26 protein-coding genes and 1 pseudogene are annotated in these 23621 nt (G+C 59.6%); 12 read left to right on the forward strand and 15 right to left on the reverse strand.

From position 1 onward, the window contains the following. Positions 1–98: 98 nt before the first annotated feature. The 3 genes and pseudogenes from NT131_08095 (at position 99) to NT131_08105 (ending at position 1577) form a co-directional block, all read left to right on the forward strand. Positions 99–482, forward strand: a pseudogene (locus NT131_08095) (hemerythrin domain-containing protein). Positions 483–629: 147 nt separating this feature from the next. After that, a complete protein-coding gene (locus NT131_08100; GenBank protein MCX6651595.1) occupies positions 630–803 on the forward strand; it encodes a rubredoxin in 174 nt (57 codons plus the stop codon). 39 nt (positions 804–842) lie between these two features. Beyond that, complete coding sequence (locus NT131_08105) at positions 843–1577, forward strand: SagB/ThcOx family dehydrogenase (GenBank protein MCX6651596.1); 735 nt, start codon at positions 843–845, stop codon at positions 1575–1577. Between the two features lie 17 nt (positions 1578–1594). Here the strand turns inward: NT131_08105 and NT131_08110 are convergent, their stop codons facing one another. The 4 genes from NT131_08110 to NT131_08125 form a co-directional block, all read right to left on the reverse strand. Beyond that, positions 1595–2410 carry an NAD(P)-binding domain-containing protein gene (locus NT131_08110; protein ID MCX6651597.1) on the reverse strand — a complete coding sequence of 272 codons (816 nt, stop codon included), beginning with the start codon at positions 2408–2410 and terminating at the stop codon, positions 1595–1597. A 54-nt stretch (positions 2411–2464) separates the two neighbouring features. Next, positions 2465–3013 carry a hypothetical protein gene (locus NT131_08115; GenBank protein ID MCX6651598.1) on the reverse strand — a complete coding sequence of 183 codons (549 nt, stop codon included), beginning with the start codon at positions 3011–3013 and terminating at the stop codon, positions 2465–2467. Positions 3014–3060: 47 nt separating this feature from the next. Then, positions 3061–3465, reverse strand: coding sequence for a pyridoxamine 5'-phosphate oxidase family protein (locus NT131_08120; protein ID MCX6651599.1), 405 nt, complete (start codon positions 3463–3465; stop codon positions 3061–3063). 197 nt (positions 3466–3662) lie between these two features. Further along, positions 3663–4229, reverse strand: coding sequence for a flavin reductase family protein (locus NT131_08125; GenBank protein ID MCX6651600.1), 567 nt, complete (start codon positions 4227–4229; stop codon positions 3663–3665). A 160-nt stretch (positions 4230–4389) separates the two neighbouring features. Here NT131_08125 and NT131_08130 point away from each other — a divergent pair, with 160 nt between their 5' ends. Next, the gene (locus tag NT131_08130) at positions 4390–5022 is read left to right on the forward strand and encodes a hypothetical protein (protein ID MCX6651601.1); all 633 of its coding nucleotides are present in this window, start codon (positions 4390–4392) and stop codon (positions 5020–5022) included. 46 nt (positions 5023–5068) lie between these two features. Here the strand turns inward: NT131_08130 and aqpZ are convergent, their stop codons facing one another. Both aqpZ and NT131_08140 read right to left on the reverse strand, forming a co-directional pair. Beyond that, positions 5069–5755 (reverse strand): aquaporin Z, encoded by a 687-nt coding sequence (aqpZ, locus tag NT131_08135; protein MCX6651602.1) that lies wholly within the window; start codon positions 5753–5755, stop codon positions 5069–5071. Positions 5756–5858: 103 nt separating this feature from the next. Further along, positions 5859–6692 (reverse strand): endonuclease/exonuclease/phosphatase family protein, encoded by an 834-nt coding sequence (locus tag NT131_08140; GenBank protein ID MCX6651603.1) that lies wholly within the window; start codon positions 6690–6692, stop codon positions 5859–5861. Positions 6693–7016: 324 nt separating this feature from the next. Between NT131_08140 and NT131_08145 the strand changes: the two genes are divergently transcribed. Together NT131_08145 and NT131_08150 are read left to right on the forward strand one after the other, a co-directional pair. After that, positions 7017–7793, forward strand: coding sequence for an aldo/keto reductase (locus NT131_08145; GenBank protein ID MCX6651604.1), 777 nt, complete (start codon positions 7017–7019; stop codon positions 7791–7793). Positions 7794–7841: 48 nt separating this feature from the next. Beyond that, positions 7842–9029 carry an NYN domain-containing protein gene (locus NT131_08150; GenBank protein ID MCX6651605.1) on the forward strand — a complete coding sequence of 396 codons (1188 nt, stop codon included), beginning with the start codon at positions 7842–7844 and terminating at the stop codon, positions 9027–9029. A gap of 7 nt (positions 9030–9036) precedes the next feature. On the opposite strand, the gene NT131_08155 is transcribed toward NT131_08150, so the two are convergent. Next, on the reverse strand, positions 9037–9528 hold the full coding sequence (locus NT131_08155; GenBank protein ID MCX6651606.1) for a GNAT family N-acetyltransferase: 492 nt from the start codon (positions 9526–9528) through the stop codon (positions 9037–9039). A gap of 97 nt (positions 9529–9625) precedes the next feature. On the opposite strand from NT131_08155, the gene NT131_08160 reads away from it, so the two are divergent. From NT131_08160 to hgcB, 3 genes are read left to right on the forward strand one after another with little or no spacing between them, the layout of a single operon-like run. After that, a complete protein-coding gene (locus tag NT131_08160; GenBank protein MCX6651607.1) occupies positions 9626–9895 on the forward strand; it encodes an HgcAB-associated protein in 270 nt (89 codons plus the stop codon). Between the two features lie 4 nt (positions 9896–9899). After that, positions 9900–10883: a mercury methylation corrinoid protein HgcA gene (hgcA, locus tag NT131_08165; protein MCX6651608.1), complete on the forward strand. Its 984-nt coding sequence runs from the start codon at positions 9900–9902 to the stop codon at positions 10881–10883. Continuing rightward, positions 10883–11191 carry a mercury methylation ferredoxin HgcB gene (gene hgcB / locus NT131_08170; protein ID MCX6651609.1) on the forward strand — a complete coding sequence of 103 codons (309 nt, stop codon included), beginning with the start codon at positions 10883–10885 and terminating at the stop codon, positions 11189–11191. Before hgcA ends, hgcB begins: the two co-directional genes overlap by 1 nt. A 1-nt stretch (position 11192) precedes the next feature. On the opposite strand, the gene NT131_08175 is transcribed toward hgcB, so the two are convergent. Together NT131_08175 and NT131_08180 are read right to left on the reverse strand one after the other, a co-directional pair. Next, positions 11193–12866 (reverse strand): ATP-binding protein, encoded by a 1674-nt coding sequence (locus tag NT131_08175; GenBank protein MCX6651610.1) that lies wholly within the window; start codon positions 12864–12866, stop codon positions 11193–11195. 152 nt (positions 12867–13018) lie between these two features. Beyond that, positions 13019–14284: an MFS transporter gene (locus tag NT131_08180; protein ID MCX6651611.1), complete on the reverse strand. Its 1266-nt coding sequence runs from the start codon at positions 14282–14284 to the stop codon at positions 13019–13021. A 231-nt stretch (positions 14285–14515) separates the two neighbouring features. Between NT131_08180 and NT131_08185 the strand changes: the two genes are divergently transcribed. From NT131_08185 to NT131_08195, 3 genes are read left to right on the forward strand one after another with little or no spacing between them, the layout of a single operon-like run. Then, the gene (locus NT131_08185; GenBank protein MCX6651612.1) at positions 14516–15289 is read left to right on the forward strand and encodes an exodeoxyribonuclease III; all 774 of its coding nucleotides are present in this window, start codon (positions 14516–14518) and stop codon (positions 15287–15289) included. A 3-nt stretch (positions 15290–15292) separates the two neighbouring features. Further along, positions 15293–15736, forward strand: coding sequence for a GNAT family N-acetyltransferase (locus tag NT131_08190; protein MCX6651613.1), 444 nt, complete (start codon positions 15293–15295; stop codon positions 15734–15736). 60 nt (positions 15737–15796) lie between these two features. Next, complete coding sequence (locus tag NT131_08195) at positions 15797–16186, forward strand: universal stress protein (protein ID MCX6651614.1); 390 nt, start codon at positions 15797–15799, stop codon at positions 16184–16186. Here the strand turns inward: NT131_08195 and nuoB are convergent, their stop codons facing one another. The 6 genes from nuoB to hyfB are packed head-to-tail and all read right to left on the reverse strand — an operon-like array spanning position 16187 to position 23570. After that, positions 16187–16915, reverse strand: a complete 729-nt coding sequence (nuoB, locus tag NT131_08200) for an NADH-quinone oxidoreductase subunit NuoB (GenBank protein MCX6651615.1) — start codon at positions 16913–16915, stop codon at positions 16187–16189. An 11-nt stretch (positions 16916–16926) separates the two neighbouring features. Next, on the reverse strand, positions 16927–18495 hold the full coding sequence (locus NT131_08205) for an NADH-quinone oxidoreductase subunit C (protein ID MCX6651616.1): 1569 nt from the start codon (positions 18493–18495) through the stop codon (positions 16927–16929). Next, positions 18492–19955, reverse strand: coding sequence for a hydrogenase 4 subunit F (locus NT131_08210; protein ID MCX6651617.1), 1464 nt, complete (start codon positions 19953–19955; stop codon positions 18492–18494). Before NT131_08210 ends, NT131_08205 begins: the two co-directional genes overlap by 4 nt. Continuing rightward, positions 19952–20611, reverse strand: a complete 660-nt coding sequence (locus NT131_08215; GenBank protein MCX6651618.1) for a hydrogenase — start codon at positions 20609–20611, stop codon at positions 19952–19954. The genes NT131_08210 and NT131_08215 overlap by 4 nt, the downstream gene beginning before the upstream one ends. 9 nt (positions 20612–20620) lie before the next feature. Further along, positions 20621–21547 carry an NADH-quinone oxidoreductase subunit H gene (locus NT131_08220; protein ID MCX6651619.1) on the reverse strand — a complete coding sequence of 309 codons (927 nt, stop codon included), beginning with the start codon at positions 21545–21547 and terminating at the stop codon, positions 20621–20623. Position 21548: 1 nt separating this feature from the next. After that, a complete protein-coding gene (gene hyfB, locus NT131_08225; protein MCX6651620.1) occupies positions 21549–23570 on the reverse strand; it encodes a hydrogenase 4 subunit B in 2022 nt (673 codons plus the stop codon). Positions 23571–23621: the final 51 nt, after the last annotated feature.

The following is a 23621-nucleotide window of genomic DNA, read 5'->3' on the forward strand; positions in this document are numbered from 1 at the left end:
AACCGGTCCAAGTATCAGATAGTTGCGGTCAGGATCGCCATTGGCATGCGGGGGCGACAATATATTATTGACCCTTGCTCAATCAAGGACGAAGGACCATGTTGCCCATTGCCCTGTTGATGATAGAGCACCGCACCATAGAGAGGATGACCGCCGCGATGAAGGAGAGGTCGGAGACCAGCCTGGACCCTCTTTTCATCCCGTCCGTGGTGGACTTCATGCGCACCTACGCCGACCGCACCCACCACGGGAAGGAGGAGAACATATTGTTCCGGGCGCTGAAGAGGAAGACGATGAGCGCCGAGCACCGCGGCGCCTTGGAACGGCTGGAGAGGGACCACGCCCAGGCCAGGGAGATGGTCTCCAAGCTGGCCTTGCTGGGGGAGCAGTACGCCCAAGGGCACCCCGGCGCTGCTTACCAGGCCTGCATGCTGATGAGCGACCTGGCGGAGTTCTATCATGATCACATCGAACGGGAGGACCGTGAATTCTTCGTCCCGGTAATGGGTTACTTTTCAACGGAGGAACGGGAGCTCATGTTGGAGGAGTTCAAGGACTTCGACTCCCGCATGATCCACGAGCACTACTCCCAGACCGTGGACCGCCTAGGCGGAGGACGCACGGTGCATATCGCCCAGGAGGAGGGAGATCGGTGGCGCTGCCTGGTGTGCGGCTACATCTACGATCCCAAGGAGGGAGACCCGGAGGCAGGCATCCCCCCAGGTACCTCGTTCCAGGACCTTCCAGAGGATTGGGTGTGCCCGGTGTGCGGCGCGGGAAAGAGCGCCTTCGAGCATCTATAAGGGCAATCCTTATCTCCGTCCGGCCGCCATCAAGCGTACATGATCGAGGAAGGCGTCGGAGAGAAGTTCCAGAGGGAGACCAAGCACCGCCGCGAAAGGCTGATCGGACGGGAGATGGATTGGGACAGAAGGCCGGAAAGGTACAAGACCTACCCCGACCGCCCTCGGATACTGTTACCGTCGCCGCAGCCGACGTCGGTTACCTTGGACCAGGGATTGAGGTCCCGGCACAGCGTCAGGGACTTCTCGGCAGAACCGCTGGCCCTGGAGGAGCTCTCCTACCTCCTCTGGGCCTCCACAGGTATCAATAGACGAGAGAAGGGATACGAGTTCCGGACCGCGCCTTCGGCCGGTGCACTGTACCCCATAGAGACCTATGTGGCCGTGAACAGCGTGCGTGGGGTTCAGCCTGGCATCTATCATTATGCTATCGCGGACCACGCCCTGGAACAGGTGCGGAAGGGCGGGCTGGGCAACGAGGTGGCCCGGGCGGCCTTGGACCAGGGCATGTGCGCCCGAGCGCCAGCGGTGTTCATCTGGACGGCGCTTTTCGAGCGCTGCCGTTGGAAATATGACGAGCGGGCGTATCGCTACGTCTATCTGGACGCCGGGCATGTGGCGCAAAATCTGGCCCTGGCCGCGGTCTCGTTGGAACTGGGCAGCTGCCAGGTCGCCGCCACGTTCGACGACGAGGTCAACGAACTGTTGGGCGTGGACGGAGAGGAGGAGAGCGTGCTGTACCTCAGTGTTGTAGGTCGGCCGAAACGACCATGATCGTGCCTTGGCACCTTTCAATCGTCCAGTCTGTCGGCCAGCCCTTTCTTGACCGACGCGTGCTTGGCTATGGTCTTCGCCATCATGTGGTCGAACACTGCCGGCAGCTCGCTTTCCAGTATCTTGAGCCCCTGCTCGGTGATGCCCCCCTTGGTGGCCACCCTTTCCTTCAGATCAGGAACGCTGATCCCCTTTTCTAAGAGCAGGGCCGTTCCCATCAAGGTCTCCAGGACCATGCCCCAGGCCTCCTGCGCATCTAATGGTCCGTGGCGGACCCCGGCGGCGCAGAACTGTTCCATCATCTCGGCCATGAGCGCCGGTCCGCAGCTGGTCAGTTCGGTCGCCGCATTGAACTGGCCCTCAGATATCAGCTTGACCGCCGAGGCTTTGGCTAGCAGTCCCTCCAAGGTTTTACTGGCTTCGAGCGGGACCGATCTTCCGTGACATAGAAGGGATACGCCGCGGCCGACCTCCATGGTCACCGAGGGGACCAGTTTGCTCACCGCTCCCTGGCACAGCCTTTCCATCTGGTCGACGGTGAGGCCGCCATTGGTCACCACCAGGTGCGCGCGGTGGGAAAGGGGGGCGAGCTCCCGCAATACATTGAGCACCTGGGTGGTGGGCACGCTGACGAAGATGATGTCGGAGCGCGCGGCTATCTCGGCGCTCGATCCCGCCACCTCCGCTCCAGGGAAGCGGTCCCTGAACGCTACTGCCTTGGCCGGAGAGCGATTAAAGAGGACGACCTGATCTGACCTCAGTCCTCTATGGACCAGCAATCCGGCCGCCAGGGCCGCCCCCATGTTGCCCAGACCGATGAACCCGACCTTCATGTGATGACCTGAGTGCCGCAGAGGCGCCCCTCCGATTAAAAGGTAACGCCCTGATCACAGCCCCAGGTCGCTTGCCCTTTGGAGCATGCCTTCCAGGGCTACCTGCAGGAACTCGTCGCGGGGAATGCCCAACTGCTCGCAGAACATGATGCGCTCGCGGTCCACGCCCCTGGCGAAGTCCTTGTTGCTGAACTTCTTGATGATCGAGCTGACCTTCACGTCGGCCAGCTTCTTCGAGGGGACCACCAGGGCGCAGGCGATCACCAGGCCGGAGACGGCGTCCGTCGCCACCAGCGCTCTCTTCAGCTCGTTGTCCACCGGAACGCCGGTTGCTTCGTAATTATGCGCCAGTATGGCCTGCACGATCTCGTCCGGGACCTTGCCGAGCAATATGTCCCGGGCGATGAGGGCGTGGTCCTGCATGCCGTGGCATTCCTCGAAGTCGATGTCGTGCAGTATGCCGGTCAGCTCCCAGGAGCCTTGGTCCCGGCCCAGCCTGGACGCCGTCTGCCTCATGACCGCCCCCACGGCCATCATGTGCTTCAGGTTGCTCTCCTTGGAAACGTGCTCTTTTACCAGTGACAGCGCCTCGGCTCGGTCCATGTCATCATCGCCTCCGGATAACTCCGGAACGGCCGTCCATGCTCAGCTCAGACTATCAGCTTTCCGGCGGACGGGCCCCACATGGCGTCGTAGACCGCCTCGACCTTGATCACCACCGCGGCCTTGGCCGGTAGCTTGGGGTTGACGCTCTGCACCCACTTGCGCATCTCCTCGAAATGCGGCCCGGCCTTGTGCACTTTCGCGGAACCCTTGATCTGGTACGATTTCTTGGTCTCGGTGTCGTAGCACAGCACCGATATGCGCGGGTTCTCCGAAAGATTTGCGGCGGTCTTAAGGAAGAAGTTGTCCACAATGAGCAACGTCTCGTCGTCCAGTATCTTCATGAGACCGATGAAGATCACGTTGGGCGTCCCATCCTTAGTGGCAGTGGCGATAGGGATGGGTTTCTGCTTGGCTAATGCCTCTTTTACCTCTGACGGCATCTTGACCATTTTTATCACCATGATGAGAAAGATTTAGAGGGCTCTTAAAGGTAAGCACCGTTTAATTGTATCTGATGAATCGTATCATTATGATCATTTGAACGATAGCTGTGCCCTGCTGGACCTCGGTAAGACCCTGATCGAGGTAGTTGATTTGGTCCCTACCATACGCATTGGACGGCCCCTTTCCAACCTCTAAGATAAGGTCAACTTGTACGGTAGCCCTTGCCGACCTTGAAGGCCTCGGCCACCGTCCTACCCCGGATGAAATAGGGGCCGCCGGGACTCTGGTACATAATAATCTCCAACTTCTCCGGGTCCGGTCGGCCGTCGCTCAGGCACTCCTCGTCCACGTAGACCTCCTCTACGTCGCCCACCACCATGTCCGTGCCCTCGAACTCCACGATGTCGTCGAGGGTCAGCTCGATGTTGACCCGGCACTCCCTAGCCATGGGGGCGGTGAGCGTCTTGCCGAAGAAGACGTCGAACACCTCGGACTTGTCCACCTTGTACCCGGAGTTTATTCCACAATAATCGGTGGCCACCACGGCGTTGGCCCCGGGCAGATTGATGCTGAAGGTCCCGTTCTCCTTGATGCCGTCCTTGGTCTTGCGGTCCTTCCCCATGACCACGGCCATCTTCAACGGCTCGTCGTCGATCATCGTCGCCCAGGCTACGGTGCAGAAGTTGGGCCTTCCCTTTACTTTAGCGCCCACCAGGACCACCGGCAGTCCCATGGTCGGCATCTTCCGGCCTAAAGGAATCTTGGTCATTTGGATCGCTATGGTCATTGACTTGAGGATTATTTATGCTGCCATGCGCGGCGATTCTTCACTTTGTAATATTCAAAAATGGATGCAAAATGGATAAATACTGCCATGCTATGTCATGGCATAGCACAGTAACGGTGCTTAAGAAAAAGGAGATAATGAGATGACCGAAGCGAACTCTGAAATGCTGTCGTTCGCGGCAGACGCCTTGCACACCAACGCTCTGGCGACGTCGAAGGATGTCGCCTTCAATGAGGTTGGGGCAGGTTATTACGGGCTCCGCCTGGCCATCATGGACGTGGGACGTTCCTGCCTCACCCCCGGCTCCCGGGTGGTCGACCTGCGCTGCGACCTGCCAGTGCTGATGCCGTTGGTCCTAGAGCACGAGGACCTCTGCAAGTTCGTGGTCCTGTCTCCGACCGCAGATGAGAGCTGGAAATGCTTCGACCGGCTGCGGGCTCGGGTCCGCGCCGGGTTCGTGGACGCGACCTGCCTGGACCTGCGGGAGGGTTTCCCGGAGGTCTCCGCCCGCATGATGCTGTCCCTGCAAGCGCTGGGCGAGCTGTCCGAAGGGCGTCGCGCCAAAGTGCTGGAATCGATGCGCCGCCGCTTGGAGAAGGGCGGGGCAGCGATATTCATGGAGAGGGTTGAGGAAGAGGCCGGACCGCAGGTCCGCCGCAAGCGCCCCTCCCTGTCGGCCAAGGATTGGGAGGCGCTTCTGACCTCCGCAGGTTTCAGCTCTATCAACCGGATCTGGTCGGACGGCGAAAGCGTGGCCTGGGTTCTTAGAAAATAAAAAGAAGAGGGGCGGGAAGCCCGCCCCTTATTGATTTTTAAGGGTTTCACTCGGACTTCAGTTCACCGTAGACAACTGCGGCCAGCGCTGCACCGACTATCGGGGCGATGATGAATATCCACAGCTGCCCCAGCGCCCATCCGCCCTGGAATATGGCCGGACCAATGCTCCTGGCCGGGTTCACCGAGGTGTTGTCCACCGGGATGGATACCAGGTGTATCAGGGTCAGCACGATACCGATCGGAAGGCCGGCGAAGCCTGGGGCGGCCTTCTTGTCGGTGGTCAGCAGGACGGTAATCATCAGGAAGAAGGTCATCACGACCTCGAGGAGCATGACCGAGCTGAGCTCATATCCGTTAGGCGAGTGGTCCCCGTACCCGTTGGAACCGAACCCGCTGGCGACGGCGTCGAAGCCAGGCGTGCCGCTGGCGACGAGGAACAGTATGCTGGCGGCGAGTATGGCACCGATGATCTGGGCCACGATGTACAGCAACGCTTCCTTCGTCTTGATCCTCTTCGATATCCACATGCCTATGGTGACTGCCGGGTTTATATGGCAACCGGATATCGGACCAATGGCGTAGGCCATGACCAGCAAGGTGAAGCCGAAAGCAAGCGCCACTCCCAACGCCCCAACGTAGGCGCCGGCCAATACGGCGGTGCCTACACCGCCGAAGACCAGCACGAACGTGCCCATTACTTCTGCGATCAATTTTTTCATTGTGTTAGGCATGAAAATTCCTTGGGGAGGATTTGGTTCGTAATTATAAATTTTTTTAAATTATCGGCCCGTTGTTTATGAAGAAGATGATACCCCCCTCCTTATCGTCTGCGCCTCAGCCCATAGAGCATCCTTCCCTGCCCTTCCATTGCATGGGGGAGCTGCGGGACCCCGACTCGTTCATTCGGTCCAATATGTCCAGGATGAGTATGGAGTGGTCCGATATGCCGTTCTCCCTCTCCCAGTGGGAGTACTTGGCCCATAGGGGATGCCGAATGTGCGGGGAGACGAGCGCATGATCGGTCCTCATCCCCTTGCCAGCCGAGGAGTACCAGGAATACTCCCTGGCCACTTGATGGTATTCCCGCCAGATGTCCCGCCAACCTAGGTCTATCAATGCGGCGAAGTGCTCCTGGCCCAGGAAGCCCGGGCCTTCGGAGTCCTGATCCAGCCCGGTACTGAGGTCCCCGACGATGACCGCCCGTCTCTTCGAGGCCACGGTCTCGCGTGCGTAGTCCAAGAGGGCTGACCAGTGCTCCATCTTGACCTCCAGGTCGGAAGCTCCGGGGATATGGACGACCAGGACCGCAAGGTCCGAACCCTCCGGGACCACCTCCAGCCATCGGTGCCTCTGACTGTGCAAGCGCTTCCCTTCGACGGCCTGCAATGGGAGCTTGGAGGCGACCAATATGCCGTTGGTGCGCGGCGGGGGCTGGGAGTTCAGTATGTAGGGGTAGCCGAGCGCGGCCAACGAAAGGGACACCTCTATAATCTTCTCCGGGCGGAACTCCAGCAGCACCAGCAGATCCGGGTCGTGCCTCCGCACCGCCTCGACTATGCCGGGGAGGCGTTCCTTAACACCCCCGTACTGCAGGTTCCATTCCATGATGCGCATGTTGTTGACATCAACAGCGCTGGCCGTTATTGATGCTTTCTGAGCCGAGATCATGCCTGAGACCTAAGGGACCGATGCCTTCGGCTCATTGGCTAACCTTGAGTGTTATTTTTAAGTTATATTTTAATACTTAGTAATACTATTTCTAAAATTAGTAATACGACCTCGGTCCGTTATATCGACCGACTTCCCTGCATTGTCATTACCTTCTTGATGGTTTGCGGACCGGGGCCGTGGTAACTTTTTTAAGCACTCTGAACAAACATCGATAACGAGTTTTTTCGGATATGATTAATAAGGAAGGCCGGGATAATGTCAACCATGGCTGCAGGCCGTGACGTTTCAAGTTATCTTGTCCGACTTAACAACGGGGTCCAGATGCCAGCCTTGGGTCTGGGCACCTATAAGCTCGTCGGGAAGGAGGCCTATGCTCCGGTGCGCGCTGCCCTGAACTACGGGTATCGGCACATCGACACCGCGTCGTTCTACGAGAACGAGGAGGAGATCGGGCGGGCGGTGCGGGACAGTGGCCTGCTGCGAGAGGAAGTTTTCATAACCAGCAAGGTCTGGAACACCGAGCAGGGCTATGACCAGACCATCGCCGCCTTCGACCGTACACTTGATAGGCTGGGCATGGACCATCTCGACCTCTATCTGGTCCACTGGCCGGTCACCGGGAAGCGTTTGGACACCTACCGGGCGCTAGAGCACCTGTACCGGGAGGGCCGGGTGCGGGCCATCGGGGTTAGCAACTTCAACATCCATCACCTCGAGGAGCTTTATGCCGCCTGCCAGGTCATGCCGGCGGTCAACCAGGTGGAGATGAGCCCTTTCCTATACCAGAAAGAGCTGCTGCAGCATTGTCAGACCCGGGACGTGCTGGTGACCGCCTTCTCCCCCTTAGTCCGGGGGACGGTCTTGAACGACCCCACGTTGCTGGAGATCGGCAAGGCGCATCGGAAGTCCCCGGCCCAGGTCATCCTTCGCTGGTGCCTGCAGCGGGGCATGGCGGTGATCCCCCGGTCCTCGAACGCGGATAGAATACGGGAAAATTCCCAGATCTTCAAGTTCTCTTTGAGCAAGGAGGATATGATCAGGCTGGACTTTCTGCATTCCGGGCTGCGCACCACCACCGACCCGGATACCTTCGAATGAGGAGTGGCGGGAAAGCATTAAGTTATCGCACCGTGGATGGAGTGCCATATGAGCGAGCAGGTGCCCAAGATCGCCATCTACCTGGACTTCGAGAACTTGGCCATATCCGCCAAGGAGGTCTACCCATCAACCCCCAAGCCGTTGAGGATCGACGATATCCTAGATTTCGCCAAAGGATACGGGGACGTGCTGATCAAGAAGGCCTTCGCCGACTGGAACAAACCTCCGTGCAACCAGTACGTGGAGGACCTGCGGCTCAAGGCCTTCGACCTGATATTCCTGCCGCAGACCTCCCTCTCGGGCAAGAACGGGGCGGACCTGCGCATGACCATAGACGCCCTGGAGGACATGAGAGACAAGGACCTGCTTGATGTGTTCTTCCTGGGGACCGGGGACACCGACTTCATCCATCTGATCCGCAAGATCAAGGAGCGGGGGAAGGAGGTAGTGGTGCTAGGCTTCGAGCACTCCGTCGGTCGGACCATACGCTACAACTGCGACCGCTTCGAATCGCTCGAGGACCTGCTGGGAAAGCCTCCCGCGCCCGCGGTGACCGAGAAGAAGGAAGAGGAGGAGCTGGAGGACGATCCACGGGAGCTCTTCATCCGTTACATAAAGAACCGCTCCACCGAGGAGCCGGCCATCCTCTCGCAGATCAAGAACGACCTGATGCGGTTGGACCCCTCCTTCTCGGAAAAGAAGTACGGGTATAAGCACTTCAAGGACTTCCTGGACTCCTTCAAGGGCGACCTGTTCACCAGCATCAAGATGGACGACCAGGCCGGACATCACCTGGTGTTCTTCAAATCATACGCCGAACTGACCTCGGACATCAACGAGGCCCAGGTCCGGGACTTCGTTGAGAAGGATATGCGCTTCATCAAGGACCGGACGCTGCGCAGAGCGCTATTCAAGGAGATCATTGGCCTGTTCCACGCCGACGGTGAAACGACCATAAACCAGATGATAGACGATCTGTGGGCCCTCTTCGACAAGAAGGTCCCCAAGGCCACCCTCAAGCGCTTCCTGCGGACCATGGCCGAGGGCCGCATGTTCAAGTTCGCCAACGTGAAGTACACCGGCAACATCTACACCATGCCGCAGGTGCTGAAGATCGACACCGCGTCTATGGAAAAGCTGGACGACATCTACGTGCAGCGCATCATCGACCTGACCCTGAAGAAGTATTCGGGGGTGCCGCAGGAGACGGTGACCAAGATAATGGGACTGAGCTGACCTCAGCTCATTTCTTTTTAACCATCGACCGCTCTATGTCCTGGCGGTCTATGCGGAAGAAGGTCCAGTCCATCTTTCTGCCACCCTGGGCCTTGTAGAAGTCCATGGCCTTGACGTTCCAGTCCAACGCGCACCACTCCATGCGCCCGCAGCCTTTTTCCAGAGCTTCCTTGAGGCAGAACCTGAACAGCGCCCTGCCGACCCCGGAGCGGCGGTGCCTCTCCTGCACGAATATGTCCTCCAGGAAGAGGGTGGGGGCGGCCAGGAACGTGGAGTAGGTGAAGTAGTAGGTGATGTAGCCCACCGGAACCCCGTCCTGCAGCGCCAGGAAGGAATGGAATAGGGGTGGGGAAGAGGTGACGTGCTGGCGCAGACGCTCTCTGGCCTCGGCCGTGGGCGGGTCCAGCTTCTCGAACTTGGCCAGTTCGACGATGAGCTGGATGAGGGCGTCGGCGTTCTCCGGGGTCACCCGGACCACTTCCACTTTGGGCGCATCCATGACACTGGGGAACGTTGGAGGGACATATCCATTTTACGCGTGGTCCTTTTTCTGATTTTTCAGAATATTCAAATATTATGTAGGTCATCCACGGAGCATGCCCCGAAAGAAGGTCGCCCCGACGGAAGTGTGCTGTCCGCCATCCGATGATGAACGAAGATACGAGGTCGAGGCGGTGGCTAAGGTGGACGAGCGGGGGCAGATGGTCCTGCCCAAGTCCATAAGGGAGAAGGCTGGCATCAAGGCCGGGGACAAGCTCGCTATAGTGACCTTGGTGCGTGACGGCCGGGTGTGCTGCCTGCACCTGTTCAGGGCGGGGGACCTGGTCAAGGGAGTGACGGATGTCCTGGAACCGAGACGGGGGTAGGGATTTGGACGAGACCTACGCTCAGGAGGTCCAGAGGACCGCAGGTGTCCTAGGGCGAAAAGAGAGCGTGGACCATGCCAGGGCCCGACTAGGCTTTGACCGCATGGGACACCGGGTGAGGCCGGGGCTATATGCGATCGGTGCCCCCGACCGCGGCTCGAAGGTCCTCGTCACTGCCAATTACACTCTGAGCTTCGACGCGGTGCGTTCCTCCCTGCACGGCCGGGACGCCTACATCCTGGTCCTCGATACAAAAGGGATCAACGTCTGGTGCGCCGCGGGCAAGGGCACCTTCGGGACCGCGGAGGTCCTGAAGGCCGTGGAGGCCACCAACCTTAAGGACGTGGTCGACCACCGGGCCCTGATACTGCCACAGCTCTCCGCTTCCGGGGTAACGGCCAGGGACGTGAAGGAAGGCTGCGGGTTCAAGGTGGAGTTCGGACCGGTGCGGGCCGAAGATCTGCCATCGTTTTTGGACAGGGGCGTATGCACGGAGGAGATGCGGACCGTGCGGTTCGATCTGAAGGACCGCCTGGTCCTGGCACCGGTGGAGCTCCGCAACTATCGCTGGGGGCTCATGCCCTTGCTACTGGCTGCGATTTTCATCCCGTTCTACGGGTCCCTGGCCATGGTCCTGACCCTGGGCGGGCTGTTCCTCTTCCCGGCGCTCCTGCCCTACCTCCCGGGCAAGGACCTCTCGTTCAGAGGCATGGTGATGGGTGCGCTGTTGGTCACCCCGTTCGCCTTGTATCAGCTTTACTCCGGGATAGGGACGCTGACGCTGATGGCGGTAGCGGCGGAGTATCTTCTCCTAGTTCCATGGTTGGGATACCTGGGCCTGAACTTCACCGGCTCCACCACCTTCGCCTCCCGCACCGGGGTGAAGAGGGAAATATTCACCTACATTCCGGCCATGGTCTTCCTGGCCGTCGTCGGTGGGGTACTGGCGGCCGTCGGAGCCTTGGGCTACTGGGGAGGTTGGTTCTAATGGAGCTGACCATCGGCCTGGAGCAGCGCGCGGCGGTCAAGCCCATAAACACCCTGGTCTTTCATCCAGGCAAATGCGTCAACTGCGGCCTGTGCCTGCAGGTATGTCCGCACCGGGTCTTTGCCCAGGGGGAACGCCGGGTGCGGCTGGCAAGGGCCGAGGACTGCATGGAATGCGGGGCCTGCCAGAGGAATTGTGCCAGCGGCGCCATCTGTGTCGAGAGCGGGGTGGGCTGCGCCGCCGCCATGATCATGGCCGCCTTGAAAGGCAACGACGAGGTGAGCTGCGGCGAGGATTGCTGCCGGTGAACTATGTTCCGGCGGGGGAGGTCCTGATGTACCATCCCGATGGCACCAGGACCACGAAACGGGCGCCCTTCCCCGGCTCGCCCTCCTCGCTGATGCAGGCCCCGGTGGACGACAGTATCTCCTGGACCAGGAATAGGCCGAGCCCGGTGTTCTGGCCGAACCCCTTTACGAAGATCTTTTCCTTGTCCGCCAACGGTACTCCTACCCCATCATCCTCCCAGATGATCAGGAGGCCGACCTCGGTCTCTTCTGTTTTGACAATTATCTTGGTGGCCTTCTTGCCGTGGCGTACGGTGTTGTCGGCCAGGCAATGAACGACGTTGGGGAACATGGGATCGGCCAGTACCTTGATCCCTTGGATGTGGGAATCGTATCCGATGCCCCCGAGGTCCATTTTTGACAGCGTGTCGTCGAAAGTCCCTTGGAGGTCCTGCCAGGCTGGATCAGAGCCAATGGTCTGGTGGTCCTTCGCAAATGTGAGATGACCGTCGACGCTGCGGGCCAGGTCCTTCGTCTTCAATAGAAGCTCTCTCTGCCGGGGATCGAGGTTCGTCCCTTCCATCAGCTCGAGATAACCTCCGATAGCGGTTAGGTCGTTCTTGATATCGTGGCGGATTATCTGGTTCAATGTTCTAAGGCTTCGGTTGGCCCGGTTTATGCTATCCTCCATCTCCTTGCGCTTGCTGATGTCGTGGAAGACCACGACCGCACCTATGGCCTTGCCCTCTCGGACGATGTCGGATGTGGAGACGCTGTAGTGCTGGGGAACGCCGTTGACCTTCAGAGCGATCTCCCATTTATTGGATCCCATAGGAACGCTCAATCCCCGGGCCGCGCTCCTTTCTATCAAAAATTCCCGGTTCTCGTCCACAATCCTCTGCCCGTGCTCGTTGACGAATACCAAGGCCATGTTTGCGTTGAAAACCAGCACCGCGTCCTCCATGCCCTTGATGGCCTCGCGCGCAGTGACGAGCTCGGCGTCCGCTGAACTGAAGCCCCGTTCACCGAAGAATATGGTGATGGCGCTGAGGGTGAGCCCAATGGAAAGGAAGTCCACATAGGCGCTGTTACGGGGAAGGAGCAGGTAGGCCACGATGCTGATGGTCATAATACCCAGGGCCAGCATCAACGACCAAGTGGTCATCCGGCGGTCGAAAGAGGAATCCGGCAGGGTGGCATAGAGCAGCCCCAGGCAGGCGACCGTTATCGAAATGAAGTTTGCCACCCAAAGCAGGAACAACGGTCCGTACTCCGTATCAACGATGGCCACTCCCCCCTGCACCACCAGCACGGCGTTGGTATAGATCAGGCCATGCCAGGGATTGGTCAGGTTCAGTATGACGCAGGACGCTCCCGGAGCGGCGATCAGGGCCAGGTTCCTGGGGGTGACCCACCCGCCGTGCCCGGTGTACTGCATGACGAAAACCAGGATGCAGAGGAGCAGTATGGTCTCGGTCGTGTATTCCACGACGATGAGCATCAGGGAATACTCCAGATCGAATATCAGCCTCTCTCCGGCCAGGATGAGGGAGGTCGCCGAAATGAGGAAGAAGGTCATGAACAGGGAGGTGCGGTAAGATGTGGGCCTTCCCTGATAGACCCGATAGGCCAACCATGCGGCCACTACGCTGCCGACGATGTTGGGAATGACCGTCAGGTAACCTAATTCAGCCATGTGCCTCTCGCTCTGTCGCCCTTTATCTCTTTGATGTTATATCTAAGCATATTCCTGTATTTTACTTAATGAAATCAGGCTTTTCGAATGGATCGTCTGGAAATATCCGTGCTTGGACCTGTTCGAATGGTTGCCTGCCATCATTTAGACGGTCATCGCTGGGCCGGCCCTGACGTCCCCGCGTCCTCCTGGAAGGTAATGGACTCCATGCTCATCACCGAGGGGATGAACATGTAGGCGACCGAGAGCGCGATCATAGGTATCCCCGCCACCAGGTACCATACCTGTACCCCGATGATATCGGACATCGGACCGGCTAGCAACAGACCGATCGGCATCATGGCGGTGACCCCGCTGCTTATGAGGGCGAACACCCGGCCTTGCATGGCGAAGGGCACGGAGGCCTGCATCATGGCCATCAGGGAGCCGTTGAGCATGGAGAGCGCCGCACCGATCAGCAGGCAGCAGGCATAACCTATCAGGATCATGTCCTGAGGGAGCACCCCCATAACGGTCATCGCCAGACTGAGCGTCAGAGTGCTGATCAACGTGGTGTATATCCTCTTCTTGAACCCTCCCCAGATGCCCAGGGCGATGCCCCCGACCAGCATGCCCAGGCCGGCCAGGGCCTCCATGGCCGCGTACTCCGGTGCGCCGCCCCCGAAATGGTCTATCACCAGCAGCGGCAGCAGGGAGAAGGCCGGGCTGAGCAGGAGGTTGGCTATCATGAAGAGGAAGATGACCGAGACCGCGCCTCGCCAGCCCTTGAGAAATGCCAGCCCTTCCTTCATCTCTTTTATCAGCGAGTGCTCCTGTTCCTTGCGCTCTGGGTTGGGCACGGGGATGAACAGCAGTGGAACGATGGCCATGGCCGCCGTGACCAGGTCGACGGAGAGCACGCCCCACATGGGCATCATAGCGATGAGCACCGCACCCGCCGGAGCGGCCACGACGTTAGCCAGACCGTACATGGCCTGGTTGATCCCCCCGATGCGCGATAGGTGCTCCTCCGGCACCATCATGGAGGTGGCCGCTTGCATGGCCGGCCAGTGGAAACCAGAGAAGGTGGCCCGGGCCAGCATGGCCACGAGAACCATCCAGACCTCTACCGCACCGGCGGCGAACGCCAGGATCAACAGGAAGGCGACCGCGGATACCAAAAAGTCGGCGACGATCATGGTGCGCCGGCGGTCCCAGCGGTCCACGTATGCCCCGGCCAAGGGAGCAACGAGGATCTGCGGCAACACCCCCATCAATGTGCCGAGGGCCAGCACCGTCCCCGAACCGGTCTCCACCGTCAGCCACCAGACCAGTGCGAACTGCACCAGACTGCTGCCGACCAGGGAGAAGGCCTGTCCACCCCATATGGTAAAGAACCGCCTCTTCCACGAGCCGTCCGTGACCGCCATTTTCACCATGCCTAGTAAATCGTCGGCCACTGGTCATTAATGAAGTGGACAGTAGTGACCGGGACCGCTCCCCACCGGAGCGATTATTCCTTGGGGACCATATAAGCATTGATGGGGCGGTTACGGCGATTGATAATCGGCATGCCAGCTGCCCGGACCAGGACGCGACACCTTTTTTTGCCGGGGGTGCGAGCTTCCCTTTATTACCGCGGAGAGGCAATTCCCCGCCGAGGTCCAAGAATGCGGCTGATCTGCTGGAACGTCAACGGCATACGGGCGGTCTACAAGAAAGGGCTGGTGGGCACCCTGCTGAAGGATGGCGCGGACATCATATGTCTGCAGGAGACCAAGGCCGAGGTCGGCCAGCTCCCGGAGGACCTGCGGCAGTTGCCAGGTTACCATTCCTATTTCGTTTCTCCGGAGGAGAAGAAGGGGTACAGCGGGGTCTGCATGTACTCCAAGCAGAAACCGTCCAAGGTGGTCCCGGGGCTCGGCCAGTATCGCTTCGATTCTGAAGGGCGGACCATGGTGGCGCATTTCGACGACTTCGTCCTGTTCAACATCTATTTCCCGAACGGCAAGGCCTCACCGGAGAGGCTGCGCTACAAGATGGAGTTCTACGAAGAGTTCCTGGAAGTGGCCAAGCGTACCGTTGAGTCGGGTAGGCACGTGGTGGTCTGCGGGGATGTGAACACCGCCCACCGGGAGATCGACCTGGCCCGACCCAAGGAGAACGAAAGGACGTCGGGCTTCCTGCCCCAAGAGCGCCAGTGGATCGACCGCTTCCTGGACAACGGCTTCGTGGACACCTTCCGATTGTTCGATGCGTCCCCGGAGAGATACACCTGGTGGGACATGAAGACCCGGGCGCGGGAGCGGAACGTGGGGTGGCGTATCGACTACTTCTTCGTGGACCGGGGGTTGCAGGGGCGCTGCCGGAACGCATTCATATTGCCCGAGGTGCAGGGCTCCGACCATTGCCCCATCGGCCTCGAGCTGGATCTGGAGGTGTGAGCGATGCCTGGCGCGAAGTTCGCCTTGCGCCGCATGAGGGCGGACGACTACCCCGAGGTGGCGGAGGTGTGGGAGGAGGCCAGGCTACCATACCAGGCCAACGGACGGGACTCCCGGGAAAGGGTGCTGGAGCAGCTGAGCAAGGAAAGCTCCATATTTCTGGTGGCCGAGGCGGACGGCACGATCATCGGCACCTTGCTCGCCACCCACGACGCCCGGAAAGGATGGCTGAACCGCCTTGCGGTGAGGATCTGCTGGCAGGGCCAGGGCGTGGCCAGCGCTCTGGTGCGCCGGGCGGAGGAGGAACTGCACGTGCGGGGGATCATGGTCTTCTCGGTGCTTATCCACGCAGATAACTCCGCCTCCCGCCGTCTGTTCTCGGAACTTGGTTACAAGGAGCACGACGATGTCGTTTACCTTTCCAAGCGACTTGAGCAGCATGAATGACGTTTTAACAATGGAAAACATTTATCTCAAACAGACCCATTTGCCGCCTCAGGTGATGGGATGAGCATTGTTCTGGCTACAGATGGAAAACCGCATTCGAACAAGGCAGTGTCATACGCCTTAGAATACGCCAAGTTGCGCCATGAGACCCTCTATGTCGTTTATGTCGTAAGCCCCAAGCAGGATGAGGACCGGGAGTCGAACATGAGCTCGGCCAAGAAGCACATAGACAAGATCAAGCTCGAGGGTTCGCAGCAGGGCATCGAGGTCGTGGCCCTTCTGGAATCCGGGACCCCGGGCGAGGCGTGCATATCCATGGCCGAGAGGGTGGGGGCCACTACCATCGTGGTAGGTACCTCCGGCAAGAACGTCCTGGACCGCTTGTTCATCGGTAGCGTGTCGGAGTACATCGTCCGGCACGCTTCCTGCACGGTCATCATCGTCAGGTGATCATAGGCGCCCGAGCGATTCCAGAAGCGCCTGGATGACGCTTTGTGGGTGCGGTGGGCAACCGGGTATGTATATGTCCACCGGCAGCACCTTGTCCACGCCCGTCCCGGACGCGTAGCTGCCACCGAAGGGGCAGCCGGATATGGCGCAGGTGCCCATGGCCGCCACCAATCTCGGTTCTGGGGCGGCGAGATAGGTTTTCATCAGCGCCTCCTCCATGTTCCTGGTGACCGGACCGGTGACCAACAGCATGTCCGCGTGCCTGGGGGAGGCCACTATCTTGACCCCGAACCTTTCCAGGTCGTAGAAGGGGTTCGATAGGGCGTTGACCTCCACCTCGCAACCGTTGCAGGAGCCGGCATCGACCTCCCGGATGGCCAGGGACCTGCCCAGCACCTTCCGTATCCCTTCCTTCAGCTGGAGGCCCTTCCACTCCAGGTCCTTGGCGCCCCTGATTAGCTCGTCCCGTGTCGCCACGGCCTTGCACTTGCCGGCCATGGATATCGCCCCTCGGGGGCAGGCCTCGATGCAATCCCCGCACCATAGGCAGCGTCCCAGGTCCACGGACCATCTCCCAGCGACGGTGATGGCCTCGGTGGGGCAGGAACTGAAGCATTTGCCGCAATCATCGCATAGAGCAAGGTCGGCGCAGGGGTACTCGTTCCCGCTGGCCAGGAGCTCGTCGAGGGGTATGGTCCTTTTCTTGTTGATAGATAAGGTCTTGACCATTTCATCAGCTCCTACAGATCGTTCCCCGCATAGGACAGGTTGAAGCTCTTGTTGATGAGCGGAAAGTCCGGCACGATGTTCCCCAGCACGGCCATTTCTATGCCTGGCCAATTGCAGAACGAGGCGTCCCGCACTTTGTGACGGACGATCTTCCCGCCTCGGAAATGAAGGGCGTGCAGGACCTCCCCGCGGGGAGATTCCACCAACCCGACGAACATCCCGTCCTTGGGAACGATTACCTTTCCAGGGGAGAGGTCGCCGGACATCTTGTCGATCGACTCTATCACCAGGCTGCTGGACTCCTTTATTTCCTCGGCCTTGACGTTCAACCGGGCCAGCACGTCCCCGGTGCTTCTGACCGGCACCCGGAAGTTGAGCCTCCCGTAGGCGGCGTAGGGATGGTCCCGACGGACGTCGACGTCCATGCCGCTGGCCCTGGCCACCGGCCCCACCAACCGTAGGTCCCTGGCCACCTCAGCACTGACTATGCCAGTGGTCTCCGCACGGTCCATGAACGAGGGCGTGTCGATCATCCCTTGCACCAGGGCATCGGTCTCGTTCCCCACGTCCAGCAGGGTGCGCTGCACGTCGTTGATGGCTGCCTCGTTGAACACGTTCCTCATCCCACCAACGGTCACCACGCCCCACAGCAATCGGTGTCCGGTGAGCCTTTGGTTTAACCTCAACATCTCCTCCCTCAATGAATACCCCTGGGCCGCCGGCACCGAGAAAGCGGTGTCTAGGGCCAGACCGGCTATGTCCCCTAGGTGATTGTATATGCGCTCCAGCTCCGCTAATATGCAGCGCCCGAATTCGACCACCTCCGGGACCGCTGTTCCACGTTCCAACGCCTGGCAGTAGGCCAGGGAGTGCGCCACGCCATTGTCCCCGGAGATCCTCTCGACCAGCCTCAAGGCCGCTGACGGCGAGGCGTTCTCCAACCTCTTCTCCACCCCTCGGTGGACGTAGCCCATCCTGACCTCGAGGTTGAGTATCGGTTCCCCGGCTATCGAGAAGCGGAAATGCCCGGGCTCGATGACTCCGGCGTGGACCGGGCCGACCGGCACCTCGAACACCCCGTCCCCCTCGACCACCTTGAACGGATACGGCGATGGGACCCTGGGGACCTTGGTGCGGGCGTCGAAGTCCTTCCGCAGAGGGTAGTTGCCCTCCGGCCAAGAATCGTAGAGGACCAGGGGGCGGGGGTCGGGATGACCTACCGCCCGGAGCCCGAACATGTCCTGGACGTCCCGTTCGTACCAGTTGGCGTAGTATAAGAACGGCGTAAGGGAGGGGAAGGAATCGGTGGCCTTGGTCATCAGGGTCAGGAGCTCGCCCCTCGACCTTAACGAGAGCACGGAATAGAGCGAGAACGATCCCGTGCGCGCCCGGTCATCGACCGCGTGCAATGTCAGCATCGTTCCGCCTTGCTTCCTGCAAACGTCCGCGACCACGTCGGCGAACCTTGGGAGAGGCACCTCATAGGTCAATCCTTCAGGTCCGTCCGAAACGGGGACGATGCCCTCGCCGAACCTCAGACTCAGCTCCGCTTTGAGCTCCTCCAGCGTCTCCTCGGTCATGTTCCGCCTCCGAACAGGTGTACGATGTCGGTGAGCGCGCCGTTCAGCAGCTCCGGTATGTACAGCCCCATGACCAATATGACCGCCACCAGCACGATCATCGGAATGAGGCCGAGCTTGCTCACCTCGCCCTTCTCCATCCCTGCGGGCGGCTCTCCGAACACCATCTTGCTAATGTGCGCCATGAAGGCGGCGAATATCACCACTATCAACGCGATGTAGACCAGTACCGGGACGATGTCTCCCTGGTCGAAGCCCCCGGTCATCACCATGATCTCGCTGGTGAATATGCTGAAGGGAGGAGAACCGGTGATCGCCAGCGCTCCGATCAACAGGAGCACGGCGGTGAACGGCATGATCTTCGATAGCCCTCTGACCTCGTCGATGCTCTTGGTCTTGTACTTCAGCAGGACGTTCCCGGCCCCGAAGAACATCAGGGACTTGGTCATGGCATGGTTGAACATGTGCAGCAGTGCGCCGAATATCCCCCAGAACCCTCCGAAGCCGAAGCCGATGGAGATTATGCCCATGTGCTCTATGCTCGAGTAGGCCAGGAGGCGCTTGTAATCCTTCTGGATGATTATGAAGGCGGCCGCGATGACCAAGGACAGCAGACCGAACAGGAGCAGCAGATTGCTGCTGAACTCCCCCCCGACCGAGGACCGGGTGAGCAGGATGTGGTATCTCAGGACGGCGTACATGGCGCAGTTGAGCAGCACCCCGGAAAGGAGGGCGCTCACCGGGCTTGGCGATTGGGAGTGGGCGTCAGGAAGCCAGGTGTGCATGGGCGCCAGCCCCACCTTCGTACCATAGCCGATGAGGATGAGCACGAACCCGAACTTCAGCAGGGACGGGTCGAGCTGGTCGGCCACGGCCATCAAGGACGTCCAATGCAGGTCGCCGCCCTCCCCTAATACGCTGAGGGAGGAGGCGTAGATGAATATGGTCCCCAGCAGCGCCAGGGCGATGCCTACGGAACAGATTATGAGATACTTCCAGGCGGCCTCCAGGGAGGTGCCCTTGTTGTAGAACCCCACCAGGAAGGCCGACACCAAGGTTGTAGCCTCAACCGCAATCCAGACCAGCCCCAGGTTGTTGGATACGACCACCATCACCATGGTGAAGATGAACATGAAGAGGGAGGTGTAGTAGTAACGCACCATGTTCTGGCTCACGCCCCCTTCCTCGTGCTCGTGGCGTATGTACGGTATGGAGTAGATTATGACCAGGAACCCTATGAAAGAGATTATGAGGAGCATCAGGGCGCTGAGCTGGTCTATGTACCACGCCCCCTCGTCCCATATCCCGTCCTGGAACACGGATATCGATGTGTACAGGCCGGAGACGAGGAGCAGGACCGCTCCGATGACGCTCACCGCCTCGATGAGCCGGATGCGCCGATTTAGCAGGAAGCATATCAGGGCGACGGCCAAGGGGAGGAGCAGGACGGTGGTGATCAATCCTTCAGCCCCCTAAGGTTGGTGGCATCGAGAGAATCGAAGGTACGGTTGATGCGGAAGGCGAACACGACCATGATCACGACGCCGATGAACACATCGAAGAACACCCCGAGCTCGACGATCATGGGCATGCTATAGGTGGTGGCTATGGCTGCCAGGAACACCCCGTTCTCCACCACCAGAAGTCCTATGACCTCACTTATGGCCTTGCGCCTTGACACCATGAAGAACATGCCGATGAGCACCGAGGCGAAGGATATCGCCAGGCAGTTACTGGTTATGGCCGTGTCCAGCTCCATGATGGGTTCCGTGACGTAATACGCTATCAGGGCCAGGGCGGCGCAGATAAGCAAGGAGCCTGGTATCTTTATCAACGGCTCCACCTCGTTCTTTACATGGATCTTCTCTGTGGTGTAATTGATGAACCGGGGGATGATTATGGCCTTGAGCGCTACGCTCAGGACCGCGATTATGTATATGTGCTCCGCCCCCGTCTCGAAGGCCACCACCGCTGCCAGGCCCCCTAGTGCCAGGGACTGTATGGCGAAAAGGCGGGTCAGGGACCGCATGCGAGCGCTCGCCACGAGCATGAAGTCCGTCAACAGTATGATGGCGGCAAGGGCGTCGATGGCGTCTAAACTAAGTGAATCTTGCATGCGTCTCCCTCATAGAATATAGAACGACATCACCGCCAGCAAGGACAGGGTGAAGGATACGGTCAACAGGTTGGGCAGTCGGAACAGGCGCATCTTGGCCATGGACGATTCGATTATCGCGATGGCTAGTGAGAACAGCAATACCTTGACGAATATGACGATCAACCCGACGGCCAGCGCCGCCGCCGTGAGCTCCGTGGCTATGCCCCACGGGAAGAAAATGTTGGCCATGATGGCTATATAGAGGAGGAGCTTGGTCATGCTGGACCATTCCATGAGAGCGAGCTGCTTTCCGGAATTCTCCAGTATCATGGCCTCGTGTATCATGGTAAGCTCGAGGTGGGTGGCCGGGTTGTCCACCGGGACCCGGGCGTTCTCCGCCAGGGTCGAGATGAAGAAGGCGGCGAAGGCCAGGAAGAGGGCCGGGCGCACCAGGTCGAGACCGGTGGTGGCGATGCCCTCGGAGATCTGACCGATGCTCGTCGTACCGGAAATGAGCGCCATAGTGAATATGGAGAGCAGCATCGTCGGTTCGACCAGTGCCGCTATGGTCACCTCCCGGCTGCTCCCCATGCCGCCGAAGGAGGATCCGGCGTCCAGGCCTGATAGGACGAGGAAGAAGCGCATCGTGCCGAAGAGATATACGACGACGATCAGGTCCCCGATGAAATTGGCGGACTTGTAGGTGAAGAACGGCACCATGAGCGCGGCGGTTATGACGGCCGTCATGCAGACGTATGGTGCGGCCATGAACAACCAGGACGTATCCTTGGATACCACCGAACCCTTGCGGAACAGTTTGGCCAGGTCATGATATGGCTGAAGGACCGAAGGTCCTTCCCTTCCCTGGAAGAAGGCCTTGAACTTGCGGATGAGACCGGTCACCAGGGGAGCGGTGGCCAGGATGAGCAGGGTCTGGATGATTTCAATGATCATTTCACCACCTCATGGCGAGCAAAAGCAGGACCAGCATGACGAAGATGTACCCCAGATAGGTCTGGATGCTCCCGGTCTGGATCACACTTATCTTCCGGGCCGCCCATCTCACGAAGGAGACCACCGGACCGTACATGTACTTCTCGAACACTGGCTCCATCGTACTGGAATAGCTCATCTTGGTCTTGATGTAAGGCGAGGGTTGCGCGGTGGCCTTGAACTCCCTCTTCGGCCTGTACACCCAGGAGAACATGCGGTTGATGGGGTTGGAGAACCCCCTTCCGGTGTATTCGGTCCTGAAGGTCAGGGGAGTGCCGCAGTCCCAGGTGTCCGCGCGGACCACCTTTCTATCCCCCCCGTAATATTTCGTCAGGACCAGGACGAGCGGGAAGATCACCGCCAACAGGACGGCGATGTACACGGGGGAGACCTGGGAGAACTCCGTTACGGTCGGCACGATCATGAGCCCACTGGTCAGATGGTCCTTGATCGAGACCCCTATGAGAGGAGAGGTGACGTCGTCCAGGACCGGCAGGATGGCGAACGAGAGTACGCCGACCAGCACGCACAGCGCGGCCAAGATGCCCATTCCCACGAGCATCGTGCGCGGCACCTCCTTGGCCTGCTCTGCCTCCTCGCTTCTGGGCCTGGCTAAGAATGTTATGCCGAAGGCCTTCAGGAACGTCGCCGCGGCGAGGGCCCCGGTGATCGCCAGCGTGCCCAGGCTCACCGGGATGAGTATCTTCACGATCATCTCCGGGAAATTGAAGGACTGCAGCATGGACTGGAAGACGAGCCATTCGCTCACGAACCCGGCCATCGGGGGGATGGCGGCCACGGAGAGCGCGCCGATCAAGAACATCAGGCTGGTGTAGGGCATCCGCTTGGCCAGCCCGCCTAGTTTCTCCATGTTCCTCGTATGCGTCGCATATAGGACGCTGCCCGCCCCCATGAAGAGCAGGGATTTGAAAAGGACGTGGCTCAGCACATGCATCAGGGTGGCTATGAGCGCCAGCGCGGCCAGCTCGGGCAATCCATAGGACTGGAAGAGCATGGCCACCCCCAGGGCCATCATTATTATCCCGATGTTCTCGACCGTGGAGAACGCCAGCATGCGTTTGATGTCGCTCTCGATCAGCGCGTACATGACCCCGAGCAGGGCCGATACGCAGGCGACCGCCAGGACCACAATCCCCCACCAGGCGTCCTGGACGCCCAGGAAGCCGAAGTAGCAGCGTATGAGCATATAGATGGCCGTCTTCACCATCACCCCGGACATCAGGGCGGATATGTTGGAGGGTGCGGCGGGATGGGCCATGGGCAGCCAGATATGGAGCGGGATTATCCCCGCCTTGGTCCCGAAGCCCACCAGCCATAGGAGGAACACCGAGGAGCGCAGGAGGTCGGACATCCCTGATGCGGCCCCTTGGAAGGTATCGAAATCGAAGGACCCGGACTCCGTGTACATCAGGATGAAGCCGATGGTGATCGCCGCCGTCCCGATGTGGGTCATGATGAGGTAGAAGAGACCGGAACCGACGGTCCCCCGTTCCCTGCTCTCGAATATCACAAGGAGGTAGGAGGACAGGGACATGGTCTCCCACATTATCAGGAACAGGATGGCGTTGGAGGACGTGACCACCATTATCATCGAGGCGTAGAAGATGTTGAACAGGAAGCCCATCAGGCCGATGGGGTATTTTCCGAAGTAATGGTCGACATAGCCGAGGGAATAGATGGACACGGCGAAGGTGACCAAGGAGATCATGATGATGAACAGAGCGCTGAGCTGGTCCACGGCGAAGGCAAAGGTACCGAAGGGAGAGGAGAACGGAAGCTCCAGCCGCATAGGACCGTTGAACAGGACGTCCGCTCCGACAAGCATGCCCACGAGGGCGGCCATCGCCGACGCCCCGAAGGCCACCCTGGTGCTGTCCTTGGGCCTGCGGTTCAAGGCTGCGGCCAATAGGGCACCGGAGAATGCCAGTACAAGAAGGATGGGAAAAAAGCTATCACTGATCATAAATGCACCGTTCAATGCTTGAGGTGGGAAACAGCTCCTTTCCCGCCTGAC

It is taken from the genome of Methanomassiliicoccales archaeon (genome assembly GCA_026394395.1).
Lineage (GTDB): Archaea > Thermoplasmatota > Thermoplasmata > Methanomassiliicoccales > UBA472 > UBA472.